The organism is Pseudomonas sp. AN-1, from assembly GCF_034057115.1.
In the GTDB taxonomy this organism is placed as follows: Bacteria; Pseudomonadota; Gammaproteobacteria; order Pseudomonadales; family Pseudomonadaceae; genus Geopseudomonas.
Genome location: NZ_CP139195.1, coordinates 79,376 through 95,443, shown reverse-complemented (window position 1 = coordinate 95,443; position 16,068 = coordinate 79,376). Strand labels below are relative to the sequence as shown.

Annotated in this window: 17 protein-coding genes; 4 read left to right on the top strand and 13 right to left on the bottom strand. The window is 69.3% G+C overall.

All coding sequences use genetic code 11. The annotated features are described in order from the left end of the window. Nucleotides 1-65: 65 nt before the first annotated feature. From rpoS to SK095_RS00390, 9 genes are all read right to left on the bottom strand, one after another. Nucleotides 66-1,079, bottom strand: coding sequence for an RNA polymerase sigma factor RpoS (gene rpoS, locus SK095_RS00430; RefSeq protein WP_136488491.1), 1,014 nt, complete (start codon nt 1,077-1,079; stop codon nt 66-68). A gap of 101 nt (nt 1,080-1,180) precedes the next feature. Beyond that, nucleotides 1,181-1,999, bottom strand: a complete 819-nt coding sequence (locus SK095_RS00425; protein WP_372239858.1) for a peptidoglycan DD-metalloendopeptidase family protein — start codon at nt 1,997-1,999, stop codon at nt 1,181-1,183. 8 nt (nt 2,000-2,007) lie between these two features. Beyond that, nucleotides 2,008-2,946, bottom strand: coding sequence for a DUF368 domain-containing protein (locus SK095_RS00420; RefSeq protein WP_136488492.1), 939 nt, complete (start codon nt 2,944-2,946; stop codon nt 2,008-2,010). A gap of 30 nt (nt 2,947-2,976) precedes the next feature. Beyond that, nucleotides 2,977-3,612, bottom strand: coding sequence for a protein-L-isoaspartate(D-aspartate) O-methyltransferase (locus SK095_RS00415; RefSeq protein WP_136488493.1), 636 nt, complete (start codon nt 3,610-3,612; stop codon nt 2,977-2,979). Between the two features lie 32 nt (nt 3,613-3,644). Beyond that, a complete protein-coding gene (surE, locus tag SK095_RS00410; RefSeq protein WP_136488494.1) occupies nt 3,645-4,391 on the bottom strand; it encodes a 5'/3'-nucleotidase SurE in 747 nt (248 codons plus the stop codon). Continuing rightward, nucleotides 4,379-5,449, bottom strand: coding sequence for a tRNA pseudouridine(13) synthase TruD (gene truD, locus SK095_RS00405; RefSeq protein WP_320547526.1), 1,071 nt, complete (start codon nt 5,447-5,449; stop codon nt 4,379-4,381). Before truD ends, surE begins: the two co-directional genes overlap by 13 nt. Then, the gene (gene ispF / locus SK095_RS00400) at nt 5,446-5,919 is read right to left on the bottom strand and encodes a 2-C-methyl-D-erythritol 2,4-cyclodiphosphate synthase (protein ID WP_320547525.1); all 474 of its coding nucleotides are present in this window, start codon (nt 5,917-5,919) and stop codon (nt 5,446-5,448) included. The genes truD and ispF overlap by 4 nt, the downstream gene beginning before the upstream one ends. Nucleotides 5,920-5,982: 63 nt before the next feature. After that, the gene (gene fghA / locus SK095_RS00395; protein ID WP_320547524.1) at nt 5,983-6,828 is read right to left on the bottom strand and encodes an S-formylglutathione hydrolase; all 846 of its coding nucleotides are present in this window, start codon (nt 6,826-6,828) and stop codon (nt 5,983-5,985) included. Nucleotides 6,829-6,912: 84 nt separating this feature from the next. Continuing rightward, nucleotides 6,913-8,025, bottom strand: coding sequence for an S-(hydroxymethyl)glutathione dehydrogenase/class III alcohol dehydrogenase (locus tag SK095_RS00390; RefSeq protein WP_320547523.1), 1,113 nt, complete (start codon nt 8,023-8,025; stop codon nt 6,913-6,915). A 149-nt stretch (nt 8,026-8,174) separates the two neighbouring features. Here SK095_RS00390 and SK095_RS00385 point away from each other — a divergent pair, with 149 nt between their 5' ends. Beyond that, entirely contained in the window at nt 8,175-9,071 is an 897-nt protein-coding gene (locus tag SK095_RS00385; RefSeq protein ID WP_320547522.1) for a LysR family transcriptional regulator, read from the top strand. Between the two features lie 5 nt (nt 9,072-9,076). Here SK095_RS00385 and SK095_RS00380 read toward each other — a convergent pair whose 3' ends face one another. The 4 genes from SK095_RS00380 to SK095_RS00365 all read right to left on the bottom strand — a co-directional run bounded on the left by SK095_RS00380 (nt 9,077) and on the right by SK095_RS00365 (nt 13,488). Next, the gene (locus SK095_RS00380; protein ID WP_320547521.1) at nt 9,077-9,781 is read right to left on the bottom strand and encodes a tellurite resistance TerB family protein; all 705 of its coding nucleotides are present in this window, start codon (nt 9,779-9,781) and stop codon (nt 9,077-9,079) included. 94 nt (nt 9,782-9,875) lie between these two features. Beyond that, nucleotides 9,876-10,982 carry an NADH:flavin oxidoreductase/NADH oxidase gene (locus tag SK095_RS00375; protein WP_320547520.1) on the bottom strand — a complete coding sequence of 369 codons (1,107 nt, stop codon included), beginning with the start codon at nt 10,980-10,982 and terminating at the stop codon, nt 9,876-9,878. Nucleotides 10,983-11,206: 224 nt separating this feature from the next. Beyond that, nucleotides 11,207-12,922 (bottom strand): single-stranded-DNA-specific exonuclease RecJ, encoded by a 1,716-nt coding sequence (gene recJ, locus SK095_RS00370; RefSeq protein ID WP_320547519.1) that lies wholly within the window; start codon nt 12,920-12,922, stop codon nt 11,207-11,209. A 38-nt stretch (nt 12,923-12,960) separates the two neighbouring features. Further along, nucleotides 12,961-13,488 (bottom strand): winged helix DNA-binding protein, encoded by a 528-nt coding sequence (locus SK095_RS00365; RefSeq protein WP_136488503.1) that lies wholly within the window; start codon nt 13,486-13,488, stop codon nt 12,961-12,963. 179 nt (nt 13,489-13,667) lie between these two features. Between SK095_RS00365 and SK095_RS00360 the strand changes: the two genes are divergently transcribed. From SK095_RS00360 to SK095_RS00350, 3 genes are read left to right on the top strand one after another with little or no spacing between them, the layout of a single operon-like run. Then, a complete protein-coding gene (locus tag SK095_RS00360; RefSeq protein ID WP_320547518.1) occupies nt 13,668-14,417 on the top strand; it encodes a 5-oxoprolinase subunit PxpA in 750 nt (249 codons plus the stop codon). Next, a complete protein-coding gene (locus SK095_RS00355; protein WP_320547517.1) occupies nt 14,414-15,115 on the top strand; it encodes an allophanate hydrolase subunit 1 in 702 nt (233 codons plus the stop codon). The genes SK095_RS00360 and SK095_RS00355 overlap by 4 nt, the downstream gene beginning before the upstream one ends. Beyond that, a complete protein-coding gene (locus SK095_RS00350) occupies nt 15,112-16,026 on the top strand; it encodes a biotin-dependent carboxyltransferase family protein (protein ID WP_320547516.1) in 915 nt (304 codons plus the stop codon). Before SK095_RS00355 ends, SK095_RS00350 begins: the two co-directional genes overlap by 4 nt. Nucleotides 16,027-16,068: the final 42 nt, after the last annotated feature.

Genomic DNA, 16,068 nt, shown 5'->3' with positions numbered 1-16,068 from the left:
ACGAAACCCGGCCGGGGCCGGGTTCGCACGCAAGACTGCGCGGGTATTACTCAAGAGGATACCGGTTACTGAAACAACGCCTCGCTGGACAGGCCGTTGCTTTCCAGAATTTCCCGCAGGCGCTTGAGCGCCTCGACCTGGATCTGCCGCACCCGCTCGCGGGTCAGGCCGATCTCCCGCCCGACCTCCTCCAAGGTGCAGCTTTCATGTCCGCGCAGGCCGAAACGGCGGATGACCACTTCGCGCTGCTTTTCGGTCAGGTCGGACAACCACTGGTCGATACTCTGACCGAGGTCCTCGTCCTGCAGCAGCTCGCAAGGATCGGTCGGATGGTCGTCGGTCAGGGTGTCCAGCAGGGTCTTGTCGGAGTCCGGGCCGAGAGCCACGTCCACAGAGGTCACCCGTTCGTTGAGGCCGAGCATGCGCTTGACCTCGGCCACCGGCTTCTCCAGCAGTTGGGCGATTTCCTCGGCGGTGGGCTCGTGGTCGAGCTTCTGGGTCAGCTCCCGCGCGGCGCGCAGGTAGACGTTGAGCTCCTTGACCACGTGGATCGGCAGACGGATGGTGCGGGTCTGGTTCATGATCGCCCGCTCGATGGTCTGGCGGATCCACCAGGTTGCATAGGTGGAGAAGCGGAAACCCCGCTCCGGGTCGAACTTCTCCACTGCGCGGATCAGGCCGAGGTTACCCTCCTCGATCAGGTCGAGCAGGGTCAGGCCGCGATTGACATAGCGCCGGGCGATCTTCACCACCAGGCGCAGATTGCTCTCGATCATCCGCTTGCGCCCGGCAACCTCGCCGCGGCGAGCCATGCGGGCGAAATGGACCTCTTCCTCGGGACTGAGCAGGGGCGAGAAACCGATCTCGTTGAGATACAGCTGCGTCGCATCCAGTGCCCGACTGTAGTCGACGAACTTGTGCTGGCGTCCACCCCCAACCGTGGCTGAGCCGGCGAATGCCTCATTGCCGCTGTCGCCTTCGTCCGTATCGGACGAGAGCATATCCGCAGCGACGTTTATCTCCAGAAGGAGAACTTCCTCGTCACTGTCAAACTCCGGCGTTATTTTTGTAATGGCCATCGTTTCTGTCCCTTTGCTGAGTTCGACCACAGGTCCGGTGGCAACTTGCGCTGCCCTGCACGAGAACCCGTCTACTCACGCTATCGGCAAAGGGTGACAGTTCAGCGACGCGGCAGATATTGCAGCGGGTCGACGGGCTTGCCCTGTCGGCGAATCTCGAAATGCAGCTTCACCCGATCAGTCCCCGTGGCACCCATCTCGGCAATCGTCTGGCCGGCCTTGACCTGCTGCCCCTCCCGAACCAGCAATCTACGGTTGTGTCCGTAGGCACTGACGTAAGTGTCGCTATGCTTGATGATAACGAGCTCGCCGTATCCCCTGAGTCCGCTTCCGGCATATACAACATTGCCTGCAGACGCCGCAACTACAGGCTGGCCCATTTCGCCGGCTATATCAATGCCTTTGTTCAAACTGCTGTTTGAGGAGAACAGCGCGATCAACTGGCCATTGGCAGGCCAGGTCCAGCCGGCGGAAGAAACGGTCGCCGCCCCCGAAGGTTGCACCGTCGCCGGGGCGGTCACGGGCGACCGGGTCGCCCTGGTGGTGGTCACCGGAGCAGAGACGGCGCTACCGCTGACCGCCATGGGCACTACCGGTCCGCTGCCGGAGAAGCGGATCACCTGACCGACGCGGATGGTGTAGGGGGCGGGAATGGCGTTGCGCTCCGCCAGTGCCCGCCAGTCCCAGCCATGGCGGGACGCGATCGAGTAGAGGGTGTCACCGCTGCGCACCCGGTACTGGCCATGGGTAACCGGCTGGCGCGCCGGTGCACTCGCCGGTCGCGCCTCGATACTTTCGCTGGTGCCACCGGAGGTCGCACAGCCAACCAGCTGCGCCAGCAGCAAGCTCATGCCCAACCCCGCACCCAGCCGCAGGGTTCTGAGGCGACCGCAGTCGTTCATGCCGATTGCCATGTTCATCCCTCGCCTCAAGCCTCCTGCCCGGCCTGGCGCAACTGGCGCTTGGCCACCCACTCCAGTCCCAGCACCAGCGCCACGCCCCCCAGGGCCAGCAGCACGGCCAGCAGCACCTGCGGGTCCTGGCCGGTGACCTCGGCATAGCCCGAGGGCAGCAGGTTGCCCTGCAACACCGGCTGCTGCACACCGTGGCTGTCGGTTCGCCAGGTCAGGGTTTCCTTCCACGGCCAGACCTTGTTCAACGAACCGAGCATCAGGCCGGTGAGGAAGGTGAGGGTCAGGCAGCGCAGATGGTTGAGCATCCAGCTCAGCAGGCGCGCGAAGCTCAGCAGTCCGCAGGCGCAACCGGCGGCGAACACCAGCAGCACGGCCAGATCGAAGCTTTTCACCGCATCGAGAACGAAGCTGTACAGCCCCATCAGCACCAGCAGGAAGCTGCCGGAAATGCCCGGCAGGATCATCGCGCAGATGGCGATGGCGCCGGCGAAGAACAGGCTCAGCGGATCATGCCCCCACTGCATGGGCGCGGCGACCGTGATCCACCAGGCGAACAGCGCACCGAGAGCGAGGCTCAGCCAGCTCGGCCAGTTCCAGCGGCGGATCTCGCGGCCGACCAGCCAGGTCGACACCACGATCAGGCCGAAGAAGAACGACCAGATCGGGATCGGCTGGTGCTCGAGCAGCCAGGTGATCAGCCGCGCCAGGCTGAACACGCTGAACAGGATGCCCGAGAGCAGGACCAGCAGGAAGTTGGCGTTGGCGGTCCGCCAGGCCTGGCGCAGGTTGCCGCGCAGCAGGTCGCGCAGGGCCACCGGCACGGCGGCGATCGAGCGCAGCAGTTCGTCGTAGATGCCACTGACGAAGGCGATAGTGCCGCCGGAGACCCCGGGCACCACGTCGGCTGCCCCCATGGCCACGCCCTTGGCAAACAGCAGGAAGGGATTTTGCATCGGTTTTTTCCGTAAAACAGAAGATGCGACTCAGAACACCGAGCCGGTCAGCAGGGGCACGAAGCGTACCGGATCCAGAACCTGGCGGGTGAAACCACCCCCCTCGCGGACGATCAGCATCAGTTGCTGCTCGTCGCCGCTGCCGACCGGAATCACCAGGCGTCCGCCCGGCGCCAACTGGTCGAGCAGGGCCTGCGGCACCTGCGTTGCGGCGGCGGCGACGAGGATGCCATTGTACGGCGCCAGCGCCGGCCAACCCTCCCAGCCGTCGCCCCAGCGAAAGACCACGTTGCGCAGGTTGAGTTCAAGCAGGCGCTCCTTGGCGCGGTCCTGCAACGACTGGATGCGCTCGACGGAGAACACCCGCTCGACCAACTGGGCCAGCACCGCGGTCTGGTAGCCGGAGCCGGTACCGATCTCCATCACCTTGTCCAGCGGCCCGCCGGCCAGCAGCAGCTCGGTCATGCGCGCCACCATGAACGGCTGGGAGATGGTCTGGTTGTGACCGATCGGCAGTGCGGTGTCCTCATAGGCGCGATGCGCCAGCGCCTCGTCGACGAACAGGTGACGCGGCGTGCGGCGGATCACCTCGAGCACCCGGGGATCGGCGATGCCCTCCTCGCTGAGGCGCTGCACCAGCCGTTCGCGGGTGCGCTGGGAGGTCATGCCTATCCCTCGGCGCTGCAGATCGTCCGTAATCAAAACAGGCTCTCCAGGATGCTCAGGCCGCGGAAGGCCTCGTGGAAGGTGCGATCCAGCTGCAATGGGGTGATCGACACGTAGCCCTGCATCACCGCATGGAAGTCGGTCCCCGGCCCGCCGTCTTCGGCGTCGCCGGCCACCGAGATCCAGTAGCCTTCCTTGCCGCGCGGATTGACCACCTTGACCGGCGCCGCCGCGCGGGCACGATGGCCGAGGCGGGTCAGCTGCACCCCGCGGATGCGCTCCAGCGGCAGGTTGGGAATGTTGACGTTGAGCACCGTGCGCGGCGGCAGTTCCAGCTTGTCGTGCGCCTCGACCAGTCGGCGGGCGATGTGCGCGGCAGCTGGCAGGTTGTCGGGCAGACGCGACAGCAGCGAGAAGGCGAATGCCGGCCTGTCGAGGAAACGCCCCTCGAGGGCAGCCGCCACGGTGCCGGAGTAGAGCACGTCGTCACCCAGGTTGGCACCGAGATTGATGCCCGACACCACCATGTCCGGGGTGTGCTCGAGGAGACCGTTGAGGCCCAGGTGCACGCAGTCGGTGGGGGTGCCGTTGACGCTGATGTAGCCATTGCCCAGACGCTGCGGATGCAGCGGGCGGTCGAGGGTCAGCGAGCTGCTGGCGCCGCTGCGGTCGGCATCGGGAGCGATCACCACGCACTCGGCATAGTCCGCCAGCGCCTCGTGCAGGGCGATTATCCCGGGGGCGTACACGCCGTCATCGTTGGCGATCAGTAAGCGCATGGCGTTTCCGTAGTTCCGCTCGGCATCAGTTGGACGAGTTCGCGCACGACCACGGTGGCGAAGCAGCCGGCCGGCAGGACGAATTCCAGTTGCAGGGTATCGATGGCGGAATAATGCCACGTCAGCCCGCCGATGGGGAGGCGCAGGATGCGCCGCTCTTGCCGCAGATCAGCGTCCGCCAGCCAGCGGACCAGGGCGCCATCCCCTTCCTGCACCTGCTGCTCGAGGGCCAGCGGCGCGCCTCGGGTCTCCAGCTCGCCGGCGCCGAACAGCGGCCCGGTGGGATGCAGGTCCAGCGCGGCCAGACGCGGGTCGCCGCACTCGGCCTCGCCGGCCGGGAAGAAGCTGCGGCTGTCGGTGAAGGCCAGCAGGTCGCCGGGCAGCGCACGGTTCCAGCAGCCCTCGGCGACCCGCGCGGCGAGCACCCGATTGAACAGGTAGCTGCGCGCCGCCGAGAGCACCCGCGAGCGGCGGTTGCGCTGCTCGGGCAGGCTGCCCTGCCCGGCCCAGTGGCGCGCCTCGTGCAGGTTGCCGCCGTCGAAGCCGAAGCGCTGCAGGCCGAAGTAGTTGGGCACGCCGCCAGCCGCGATCTGCCGCAGGCGCGACTCCAGCGCCTCGCGGTCGGCCTGCAGGGCGGTCAGGCGGATGATGAAGCCGTTGGCCGCATGGGCGCCGCGCTGCAGCTTGCGCGAATGGCGGGTGCGCTCGAGGATGCGCAGCTCGTCGCCTTCGGCGGCGGCGAGGTCCGGATCGGCCTTGCCCGGCAGGTGCAGGCTGAACCACTGGCGGGTCAGCGCCTGGCGGTCCTTGAGCCCGGCGTAGCTGATCGCCTTGAGCGGCACGCCGGCGGCGCGGGCGATGCGTTTCGCCGCCTCCTCGGTATTGAGATTGCGCTTCTCCACCCACAGCCACAGGTGCTCGCCGGCACCGGACAGCGGGATGTCGAGCACCTCGTTGACCTGGAAGTCCTCGGCGCTGTGCTTGAGCACCGCGGAGCCGCACGGCTCGCCCCAGGCAGTCGGCCCGAGCAGGGCCGGTTCGTCGAGCACCTCGCTCATCGCGGCAGCAGCAGGGCGACCGCGTGCACGGCGATGCCCTCCTCGCGTCCGGTGAAGCCGAGCTTCTCGGTGGTGGTGGCCTTGACGTTGACCGCATCGGGCTCGACCTGCAGGTCGGCGGCGATGTGCGCGCGCATCGCCTCGATGTGCGGGGCCATCTTCGGCGCCTGCGCGACTATGGTGGCGTCGACGTTGCCGACCCGCCAGCCCTTGCCCTGCACCAGCGCCAGCACATGACGCAACAGCTCGCGGCTGTCGGCGCCCTTGAACTGCGGGTCGGTGTCCGGGAAGTGCCGGCCGATGTCGCCGAGCGCCGCCGCGCCGAGCAGCGCATCGCTCAGCGCGTGCAGCAGCACGTCGCCGTCGGAATGGGCAACCAGCCCGAACTTGTGGGGAATGCGCACGCCGCCGAGGGTGATGAACTCGCCCTCGCCGAAGCGGTGCACGTCGTAGCCGTGGCCGATACGCATGGAAATACGCCCTGAAGGAATTCAGGGCGCGATTCTACAGGAGTGGCCCGCCGCCGGGGCGGCTCAGCCTTTCAGCGCCGCCGCATGATGGCGCAGGTGGTCGTCGATGAAGCTGGCGATGAACCAGTAGCTGTGGTCGTAGCCCGGCTGCAGGCGCAGGGTCAGCGGATGGCCGGCCGCCGCGGCGGTGGCGCGCAGCACCTCGGGCTTGAGCTGCAGCTCGAGGAAGCTGTCGGCCTCGCCCTGGTCGACGAGGATCGGCAGACGCTCGCGGGCCGCGATCAGCAGCGCGCAGGCATCCCACTCGCGCCAGCTGTCGCGGTCCTCGCCGAGGTAGCGCGAGAAGGCCTTCTCGCCCCACGGGCAACTGCTCGGATTGGCGATCGGCGCAAACGCCGACAGCGAGCGGTAGCGCCCCGGATTGCGCAGGGCGCAGACCAGCGCGCCATGCCCGCCCATCGAGTGGCCGCTGATGCCGCGCCTGTCGCTGACCGGGAAGTTCGCCTCGACCAGTGCCGGCAGCTCAAGCACCACGTAGTCGTGCATCCGGTAGTGGTGCGCCCAGGGCTCCCGGGTGGCGTTCAGGTAGAAGCCGGCGCCGAGGCCGAAGTCCCAGGCGCCGTCCGGATCGCCCGGCACTTCTGGGCCACGCGGGCTGGTGTCCGGCGCTACCAGCACCAGCCCCAGCTCGGCGGCCAGGCGCTGGGCGCCGGCCTTCTGCATGAAGTTCTCGTCGGTGCAGGTCAGGCCGGAGAGCCAGTAGAGCACCGGCAGTCTGGCGCCCTCCTCGGCCTGCGGCGGCAGGTAGACGGCGAACGTCATGTCGCACTTGAGGGTGGCGGAGTGGTGACGGTAGCGCCGGTGCCAGCCGCCGAAGCTCTTCTGGCTGGAAAGCAGTTCGAGGCTCATGGGTAAATCCTTGAACGATGTCCGGAAACGGCGCGCCCACGCAGGAGCGTGGGCGCGATCATCGAGGGCAGTGCGTCACGCCACTCAGAAGTGGATGACGGTACGGATGCTCTTGCCCTCGTGCATCAGGTCGAAGGCCTTGTTGATGTCCTCCAGGCCCATGGTGTGGGTGATGAAGGTGTCCAGCGGGATCTCGCCCTTCTGCGACTTCTCCACGTAGCTGGGCAGCTCGGTGCGCCCCTTGACGCCGCCGAAGGCGCTGCCGCGCCAGACGCGGCCGGTGACCAGCTGGAACGGGCGGGTGCTGATCTCGGCGCCGGCCGGGGCCACGCCGATGATGGTCGACTCGCCCCAGCCCTTGTGGCAGCACTCCAGCGCCGCACGCATCAGCTGCACGTTGCCGATGCACTCGAAGCTGTAGTCGACGCCGCCGTCGGTCATCTCGACGATCACGTCCTGGATCGGCTTGTCGTGGTCCTTCGGATTGACGAAGTCGGTGAGGCCCAGCTCGCGGGCCACGGCCTCCTTGGCCGGGTTGATGTCGATGCCGATGATGCGCGAGGCCTTGGCCATCTTGGCACCGATGATCGCCGCGAGGCCGATGCCGCCCAGGCCGAAGATCGCCACGGTCGAGCCCTCGGTGACCTTGGCGGTGTTGAGCACCGCGCCGATGCCGGTGGTCACCCCGCAGCCGAGCAGGCAGACCTTCTCCAGCGGCGCTTCCTTGGGGATCACCGCCACCGAGACTTCCGGCAGCACGGTGTACTCGGAGAAGGTCGAGCAGCCCATGTAGTGGTAGACCGGCTGGCCGTTGTAGCTGAAGCGGCTGGTGCCGTCGGGCATCAGGCCCTTGCCCTGGGTGGCGCGCACCGAACTGCACAGGTTGGTCTTGCCGGACTTGCAGAACTTGCACTCGCGGCACTCGGCGGTATACAGCGGGATCACGTGGTCGCCGACCTTCACCGAAGTGACGCCCTCGCCGACCGCCTCGACGATGCCGCCACCCTCGTGGCCGAGGATGCACGGGAACACGCCCTCGCTGTCCTGGCCAGACAGGGTGTAGGCGTCGGTATGGCACACGCCGCTGGCGACGATGCGCACCAGCACCTCGCCCTTCTGCGGCGGCGCGACATCCACCTCGACGATCTGCAGCGGCTGGTTGGGGGCGAAGGCGACGGCGGCTCGCGACTTGATCATGCGCAACTCCTTGGAACGCTGACGGGACCGACGCGGCAGCCGGTCGCCACCGCGCGAAGATGACGAAAAGTGTAGATCAGCTCAGAATGGCGAGTAATCGGCCTCGAGACAAAATATTATTGCCGTACAGGGACAATCGAGGAATCGCCATGAACCGCTGGGAAGGGCTCGACGAATTCGTCGCCGTCGCCGAATGCGGCCAGTTCACCGCCGCCGCCGAGCGCCTCGGCGTGTCCTCCTCGCACGTCAGCCGGCAGGTCGCGCGCCTGGAGGAGTGCCTGCAGACCCGCCTGCTGTATCGCAGCACCCGCAAGGTCAGCCTGACCGAGGCCGGGCAGACCTTCCTGCAGCACTGCCGCAACCTGATCGACGCCCGCGACGAGGCCTGGCGCGCGGTCAGCGACCTGTCCGCCGAGCCCAAGGGGCTCTTGCGCATGACCTGCGCGGTGGCCTACGGCGAGCGCTTCGTGGTGCCGCTGGTCAACGAATTCATGAGTCTGCACCCGCAGCTCAGCATCGACATCCAGCTGACCAACCGCCCGCTCGATCTGCTCCACGAGGGCCTCGACCTGGCCATCCGCCTCGGCCGTCTGGGCGACGAACGTCTGGTGGCCACCCGCCTGGCGCCGCGGGAGATGTACCTGTGCGCCGCGCCGACCTACCTGGTGCGCGCCGGCACACCGCGCAGCCTGGCCGAACTGGCGCGGCACAACTGCCTGGTCGGCAGCAGCGATCTGTGGAACTTCGCCGACGACGGCGGGGAAACCCAGCTGCGCGTGCAAGGCAACTGGCGCTGCAACAGCGGCACGGCGGTGCTCGACGCCGCGCTGCGCGGCTTCGGCCTGTGCCAGCTGCCCGACTACTACGTGCTTGAGCACCTCAGAAGCGGTGCGCTGGTCGCCCTGCTGGACGACCAGCGCCCGCCGAACACCGCGGTGTGGGCGCTGCATCCGCCACAGCGCAACCTGTCGCCCAAGGTGCGCCAGCTGGTGGACTTCCTCCGGCAGCGCCTCGGCGAGCTGCCGGAGTACCACGACGCCAGCTGATCCCGTTACTGCGCCTGCTGCACCTGGCGCTCCAGCTCGCTGCGCAGCGCCGGGTCGAGACGCAGCTGGCGGGCCAACTCGTCGAGGTAGGCGCGTTCCATGAAGTTCTGCTCGTCGACCAGCAGCAGGCTGGCCAGGTACATCTCGGCGGCCATCTCCGGCGTCTGCGCGGCGCGCGCCACCGCCGCCGGGTCCAGCGGCTGGTGCAGTTCGGCATCGATCCAGCGCAGCAACTGCGGATCCTGGCTGAGCTTGGCCACCTCGGCATCGATCAACTGGCGCTCGCGCTCGTCGATATGGCCGTCGGCCTTGGCCGCGGCGATCACCGCGCGCAGGATCGCATGGCTGTGCTGCTCGGCCTGCGGCGGCGGCAAACGGTCGATGGTCTGCGGGGCACTGGGGGCCGCACTGGCGGCGCCCTGCTGCTGTTGCCAGTTGCTGTAGGCCTTGTAGGCCATCACCCCGAGCGCGGCCAGGCCGCCGTAGGTCAGCGCCTTGCCGCCGTACTTGCGCGCCTTCTTGCTGCCCAGCAGCAAGCCGATGGCGCCGGCGGCCAGGCCGCCACCGGCCGCACCGGAGAGCAGGCTGCCCAGCCCGCTGTCCTTGCCGCCCGGACGTTCCTCGCTGCGCGGTTTCGCTTGATTGCCGGTGTTGCCGAGCAGGCCGGGGGCGGCCTTGAGCAACTGGTCGAGCAGACTGCGGGTATCCATGTTCAGCCTCCTGTGAAGATCAGCCGATTATGCCGGGCAGCCCGCCGGGACAACGCCCGGCGGCCACGCAAAACTGCAAGCGGATGTGACGACGTCAGTCCAGCTCCTCGCCCAGCTCGCGGATCGGCGTGTCGCGCTGGGCGGCGCGCACGTACTGCGCCGGCCAGGCCAGGCGATGGCCGAGCGTCTCGGCGGCGTGCAGCGGCCAGTAGGGGTCGCGCAGCAGCTCGCGGGCCAGCAGCACCAGGTCGGCCTGCTCGCTGCGCAGCACGTGTTCGGCCTGCGCCGGCTCGGTGATCAGACCGACCGCGCCGGTGGCGATGCCGGCCTCGCGGCGCACCCGCTCGGCGAAGCGCGCCTGGTAGCCCGGCCCCACCGGGATCTGCGCGTTGGGCGCCAGCCCGCCGGAGGACACGTCGATCAGGTCGACGCCGCGCTCGCGCAGCAGGCCGGCCAGCTCGACAGTCTCCCGCTCGCTCCAGCCGCCGTCCAGCCAGTCGGTGGCCGACAGGCGCACCAGCAGCGGCAGCGCGGCCGGCCACACCGCGCGCACCGCCTCGACCACCTCGAGCAGCAGGCGGGTGCGGTTGGCGAAGCTGCCGCCGTACTCGTCGTCGCGCTGGTTGCTCAGCGGCGAGAGGAACTGGTGCAGCAGATAGCCGTGGGCGGCGTGCACCTCGGCGACCTTGAAGCCGGCCGCCAGCGCCCGCTCGGCGGCGCGGGCGAAGTCCTGTACCAGCGCAGCGATCTGCTCGCGGCTCAGCGCCTGCGGAACGTGGTGATTGTCATCGAAAGCGATGGCCGAGGGCGCCAGCGGCGTCCATCCGCCCTGCTCCCGCGGCACCGAGCCAGTCTTGCCCTCCCACGGTCGCCAGGTGCCGGCCTTGCGCCCGGCATGGGCCAGCTGGATGCCGGCCACCGAGCCCTGGGAATGGATGAAGCGGGTGATGCGGCGCAGTGGCTCGATCTGTGCGTCGTCCCACAGGCCCAGGCAGTGCGGGCTGATCCGCCCCTCCGCGGTGACCCCGGTCGCCTCGACGATGATCAGGCCGGCACCGCCGGTGGCGCGGCTGCCCAGATGGACCAGATGCCAGTCGTTGGCCAGCCCGTCGCGGGCGCTGTACTGGCACATCGGCGACACGGCGATGCGGTTGGGGATGGTCAGTTGCCGCAGGGTCAGCGGCTGGAACAGCTGGATCATGGCAGGGCTCCGCAGGTCGTCCGTTATCCTGCGGATATGGCACCGCTCGGGCGGAGAATCAAGGGGCGCAGGGACGCAGAGCGTCCCAGGCCAGGTCGGCAGAGGTTTTTTGATCGTGCCCACGCTCCAGCGTGGGCACGCCTCCGGGGACGCTCTGCGTCCCATGGGCGCGGAGCACCCAAGGCCGGCTCCCACGCAGGAGCGTGGGTACCATCGGTGCCGCCTCAGCGCGCCTCGATATGCGCCACCAGCAGCTGCACGCTCTCCTGGCCGCGGTACTCGTTGACGTCCAGCTTGTAGGCCACCTCGGCCCAGCGCACGTTGGGATTGGGCCACAGTTCTCGGTCGATGTTGAAGGCGATGGCGTCGAGCTGGGCGCGGCCGCACTCGCTCTTCAGCACCAGCTTGAGGTGGCGCTCGCCGACGATGCGTTGCTGGACGATCTCGAACACGCCGTGGAACAGCGGCTCGGGGAAATGCTGGCCCCAGGGGCCGGCGTGGCGCAGCTGCTGGGCCAGATCGAGGCGGAACTCCTCGGCGGACAGCGAGCCGTCGGTGAGCAGGCGCCCGGCGAGGTCGTCCTCGACCAACTGGCGGCGCGCCTCGGCGTCGAAGGCGGCGGCGAAAGCGCCGAAGTTCTCCTGCGGCAGCGACAGGCCGGCGGCCATGGCGTGGCCGCCGAACTTGCTGATCAGCCCGGGATGGCGCGCCGCCACCGCGTCCAGGGCGTCGCGGATGTGGAAGCCGGGGATCGAGCGCGCCGAGCCCTTGAGCACGCCGTCGCCGGCGTCGGCGAAGGCGATGGTCGGCCGGTGGTAGCGCTCCTTGAGCCGCGAGGCGAGGATGCCGATCACCCCCTGGTGCCAGTCGGCGTCGAACAGGCACAGGCCGAACGGCAGCTCTTCGACCTTGAGGTCCTTGAGCTGGGCCAGCGCCTCGCGCTGCATGCCCTGCTCGATGGCCTTGCGGTCGTGGTTGAGCTGGTCGAGCTGCTGCGCCATGTCGCGGGCCAGCGCCTCGTCCTCGCAGAGCAGGCACTCGATGCCGAGGCTCATGTCGTCCAGGCGGCCGGCGGCATTCAGCCGCGGGCCGAGGATGAAGCCCAGATCCGTCGACGTTATGCGCCGGTGGTCGCGCCCGGCCACCTCGAGCAGCGCGCGCAGCCCTGGCCGCGCCCGGCCGGCGCGGATGCGCGCCAGGCCCTGGTGGACCAGGATGCGGTTGTTGGCGTCCAGCGGCACCACGTCGGCGACGCTGCCGAGCGCCACCAGGTCGAGCAGTTCGGCGAGGTTCGGCTCGGCGATTCCGCGGCGGGCGAACCAGTCCAGCTCGCGCAGCCGCGCGCGCAGCGCCAGCAGCACGTAGAAGATCACTCCGACTCCGGCCAGCGCCTTGCTGGGGAAGCTGCAGCCCGGCTGGTTGGGATTGACGATGGCGTCGGCCGCCGGCAGTTCGTGGCCGGGCAGGTGGTGGTCGGTGACCAGCACCGCCAGGTCCGCTGCCTTGGCCGCCGCCACGCCGTCGATGCTGGAGATGCCGTTGTCCACAGTGATCAGCAGCTCGGGGCGTTTCTCCAGCGCCACCGCGACTATCTCCGGGGTCAGGCCGTAGCCGTACTCGAAACGGTTGGGCACCAGGTAGTCGACGTGCGCCGCGCCGAGCATGCGCAGCGCCAGCACGCCGACCGAGCTGGCGGTGGCGCCGTCGGCGTCGAAGTCGCCGACGATGACGATGCGCTGACGCTGCTCCAGCGCCGCCACCAGCAGCTCGACCGCGGCGTCGATGCCCTTCAGCTCGCGGTACGGAATCAGCCGGGCCAGCGCCTTGTCCAGCTCGGCGGCGGACTGCACGCCGCGGGCGGCGTACAGGCGGGTCAGCAGGGGCGGCAGGTCGCCGAGATCGGGCAGGACGGACGGCAGGGAACGGGGGACGATGCGCATCGGGGATTCGGTTCGGGACTCGGCAGGGGGCGGGCGGATCACAGCGAAGTGGCGGCGCGGGCGGCCTGGTCGTAGACCCCGGACAGGGTACGCAGCAGGCCGGCCAGGCGATGCAGCTCGGCGGGGTCGATCTTCAGGCTCTCGAAAGAGGAGATCAGGCATTCGCCGCGGATCTCGGCGTACTCCAGGCACAGCGCCCGGCCCTGCTCGGTGGTGCGGTAGAACATCTCCTTGCCCTGCTTCTCGCCCTCCACCAGGCCGAGCTTGATCAGCTTCTTCAGCGCGTAGGTCACCGTGTGGGTGTCCTCGATGTTGAGCAGCAGGCACAGGTCCGCCTGGCGCTTGGCGCGGTCGCGGCTGGTCAGGTTGTGCAGCACCATCACGTCGAGGGCGTTGAGCTCGGCGCCGCCGGCGGCCTTCATGCAGCGCTCCATCCAGCGCATAAAGGCATGCCCGGCGATGATCAGGCCGAACTCGAACTCGGACAGCTCCTGCGACTGCGCCGCCAGGTGGGCGGAGGCCACTATGGGCGAGCGCGGCGACCGGGGGGTGGGTAGATCAGCCATCGGGCATTCCATCGGGGAGGCGATTGGGGCGGGCAAGGATAGCAGGAATGCGCCGCTCATCCGCAGCGCCGCCGCATAGCAAATTTATGTTGACGTTTTATCAACGTTTTATCATTGTTTTGCCAAGGACGCTCCAACGCCCTCCCTAACCCACCAACAACAACCAGGGGAAACCAGCCATGAGTCGCCTGCTCCTCAACTGCGATATCGGCGAAAGCTTCGGCGCCTGGACCATGGGCCTCGACGCCGAGGTCATGCCGCACATCGACTGCGCCAACATCGCCTGCGGCTTCCACGCCGCCGACCCCTCGATCATGCGCCGTACCGTGGCCCTGGCGGTGCAGCACGAGGTGCGCATCGGCGCCCACCCCGCCTACCCCGACCTGGTCGGCTTCGGTCGCCGCTCGCTGGCCTGCAGCGCGCAGGAGGTCGAGGACATGCTGCTCTACCAGATCGGCGCGCTGGACGGCATCTGCCGCGCCGAGGGCAGCCGGGTCAGCTACGTCAAGCCGCACGGCGCGCTGTACAACGACATGATGCGCAAGCCCGAGCTGCTGCGCGCGGTGCTGCGCGCGGTGCGCCTGTACGACCCTGCCCTGCCGCTGATGCTGATGTCGGTGCGCGACAACAGCGCCGCCGAGGCGCTGGCAGCCGAGGCAGGCGTCCGCCTGTGGTTCGAGACCTTCGCCGACCGCGCCTACGACGGCGAAGGGTTCCTCGTCGCGCGCAGCCTGCCCGGCGCGGTGCACCACGACAGCGAGCAGGTGATCGCCCAGGCGCTGGCCCTGGCCGGCGGTAAGCCGCTGACCGCCAGCGACGGCAGCGCCCTGCTGCTGCGCGCCGACAGCCTGTGCGTGCACGGCGACAACGCCGGCTCGGTGGCCGCGGTGCGGCGCATCCGCGAAGCGCTGGACGGGCTGCCGGCATGAACCTGCGCATCGAGCCTGTCGCCATCGACTGCCTGATGCTGCGCCTGTTCGACGCCATCGACGAGGCGCACATGCCCTGGCTGCTGGCCGCCACGCAGCGCCTGCGCGAGGCCTTCGGCGCGGCACTGGTCGACCTGGTCCCCTCCTACACCACCCTGATGCTGCACTACGACCTCGCACAGCTCGACGACGGCCAGGCCCGCGCGCTGATCCGGCAGGCCCTGCGCGACCTTGAGCCGGCCCGCGCCGGCAGCGGCACCCTGCACCGCCTGCCGGTGTGGTACGACGCCAGCGTCGGCCCCGAGCTGGCGCTGCTCGCCGAGCGCAGCGCTCTGGGCAGCGCCGGGGTGATCGAACTGCACAGCAGCCGCGAGTACCAGGTGTTCGCCCTCGGCTTCGCCCCCGGTTTCGCCTTCATGGGCCTGGTCGAGCCGCAGCTGGCCTCGCCGCGCCTGGCCACCCCGCGCCAGCGCGTGCCCGCCGGCAGCCTGGGCATCGCCGACCGGCAGACCGCCGTGTATCCCTCCGTCTCCCCCGGCGGCTGGAACCTGATCGGGCGCATGCCCATCCCGCTGTTCGACCGCGAGGCGGGCCGCAGCCTGCTGCAGCCGGGCGACCGGGTGCGTTTCGTGCCGGTCGAGCGCGCCGAGTTCCTCCGCCTGGGCGGCGACGACAGCCCCTTCGAGGTGCAGCCATGAGCCTTGTGATCGAACACCACGGCCTGCTGGCCACCCTGCAGGACGCCGGCCGCTTCGGCGTGCGCCACCTCGGCGTCGGCCAGGGCGGCGGCGCCGACTGGATCTCCCTGCGCTGGGCCAACTGGCTGCTCGGCAATGCGCCGGACGCCGCGGCGATCGAGATCACCCTCGGCGGCTTCAGCCTGGTCGCCGAGCAGGACGTCTGCCTGGCCCTGTGCGGCGCCGACCTGGATGCCCGCCTCGACGACATGCCGCTCGCTCCCTGGCGCAGCTTCGTCGTGCGCCGCGGCCAGCGCCTGAGCCTGAACCAGGCGCGCCTCGGTCTGCGCGCCTACCTGGCCGCGCCGGGCGGTTTCGCCGCGCCGCAGGTGCTGGGCAGCTGCGCCACCGTGGTCCGCGAGGGCCTCGGCGGCCTGCACGGCGACGGCCGGCCGCTGGCCGAGGGCGAGCGCCTGAGCTGGCGCGGCGCCTCGCCCGCGCCGCGCGAGGTGCCGGCGGAGCGGATTCCGGCGCTGGACAGCCGCGCGCCGCTCGCCGTGGTGCTCGGCGCGCAGATCGGCGACTTCGCCGGGCAGAGCCTGTTCGACGCCTTCAACAGCGAGTGGACGGTGGACAACCGCGCCGACCGCATGGGCGTGCGCCTGCTCGGCCCGCGTCTGGAGTGCCGGCGCGGCGAGATGATCTCCGAGGGCATCCCGCTGGGCGCCATCCAGGTGCCGGCCGACGGCCAGCCCATCGTCCTGCTCAACGACCGCCAGACCATCGGCGGCTACCCGCGCCTCGGCGCGCTGACGCCGCAGGCGCTGGCCCGGCTGGCGCAGTGCCCGCCGGGCGCGACGCTGCGGCTGGCGCCGCTGGGCCTGGAAGCGGCGCAGCGCCAGCAGCGGGTGCTGCTGGCGCAGTGGCAGTGACTGATGCCATAGCAGGCAACCAACTCACGATCTTTCAATTGC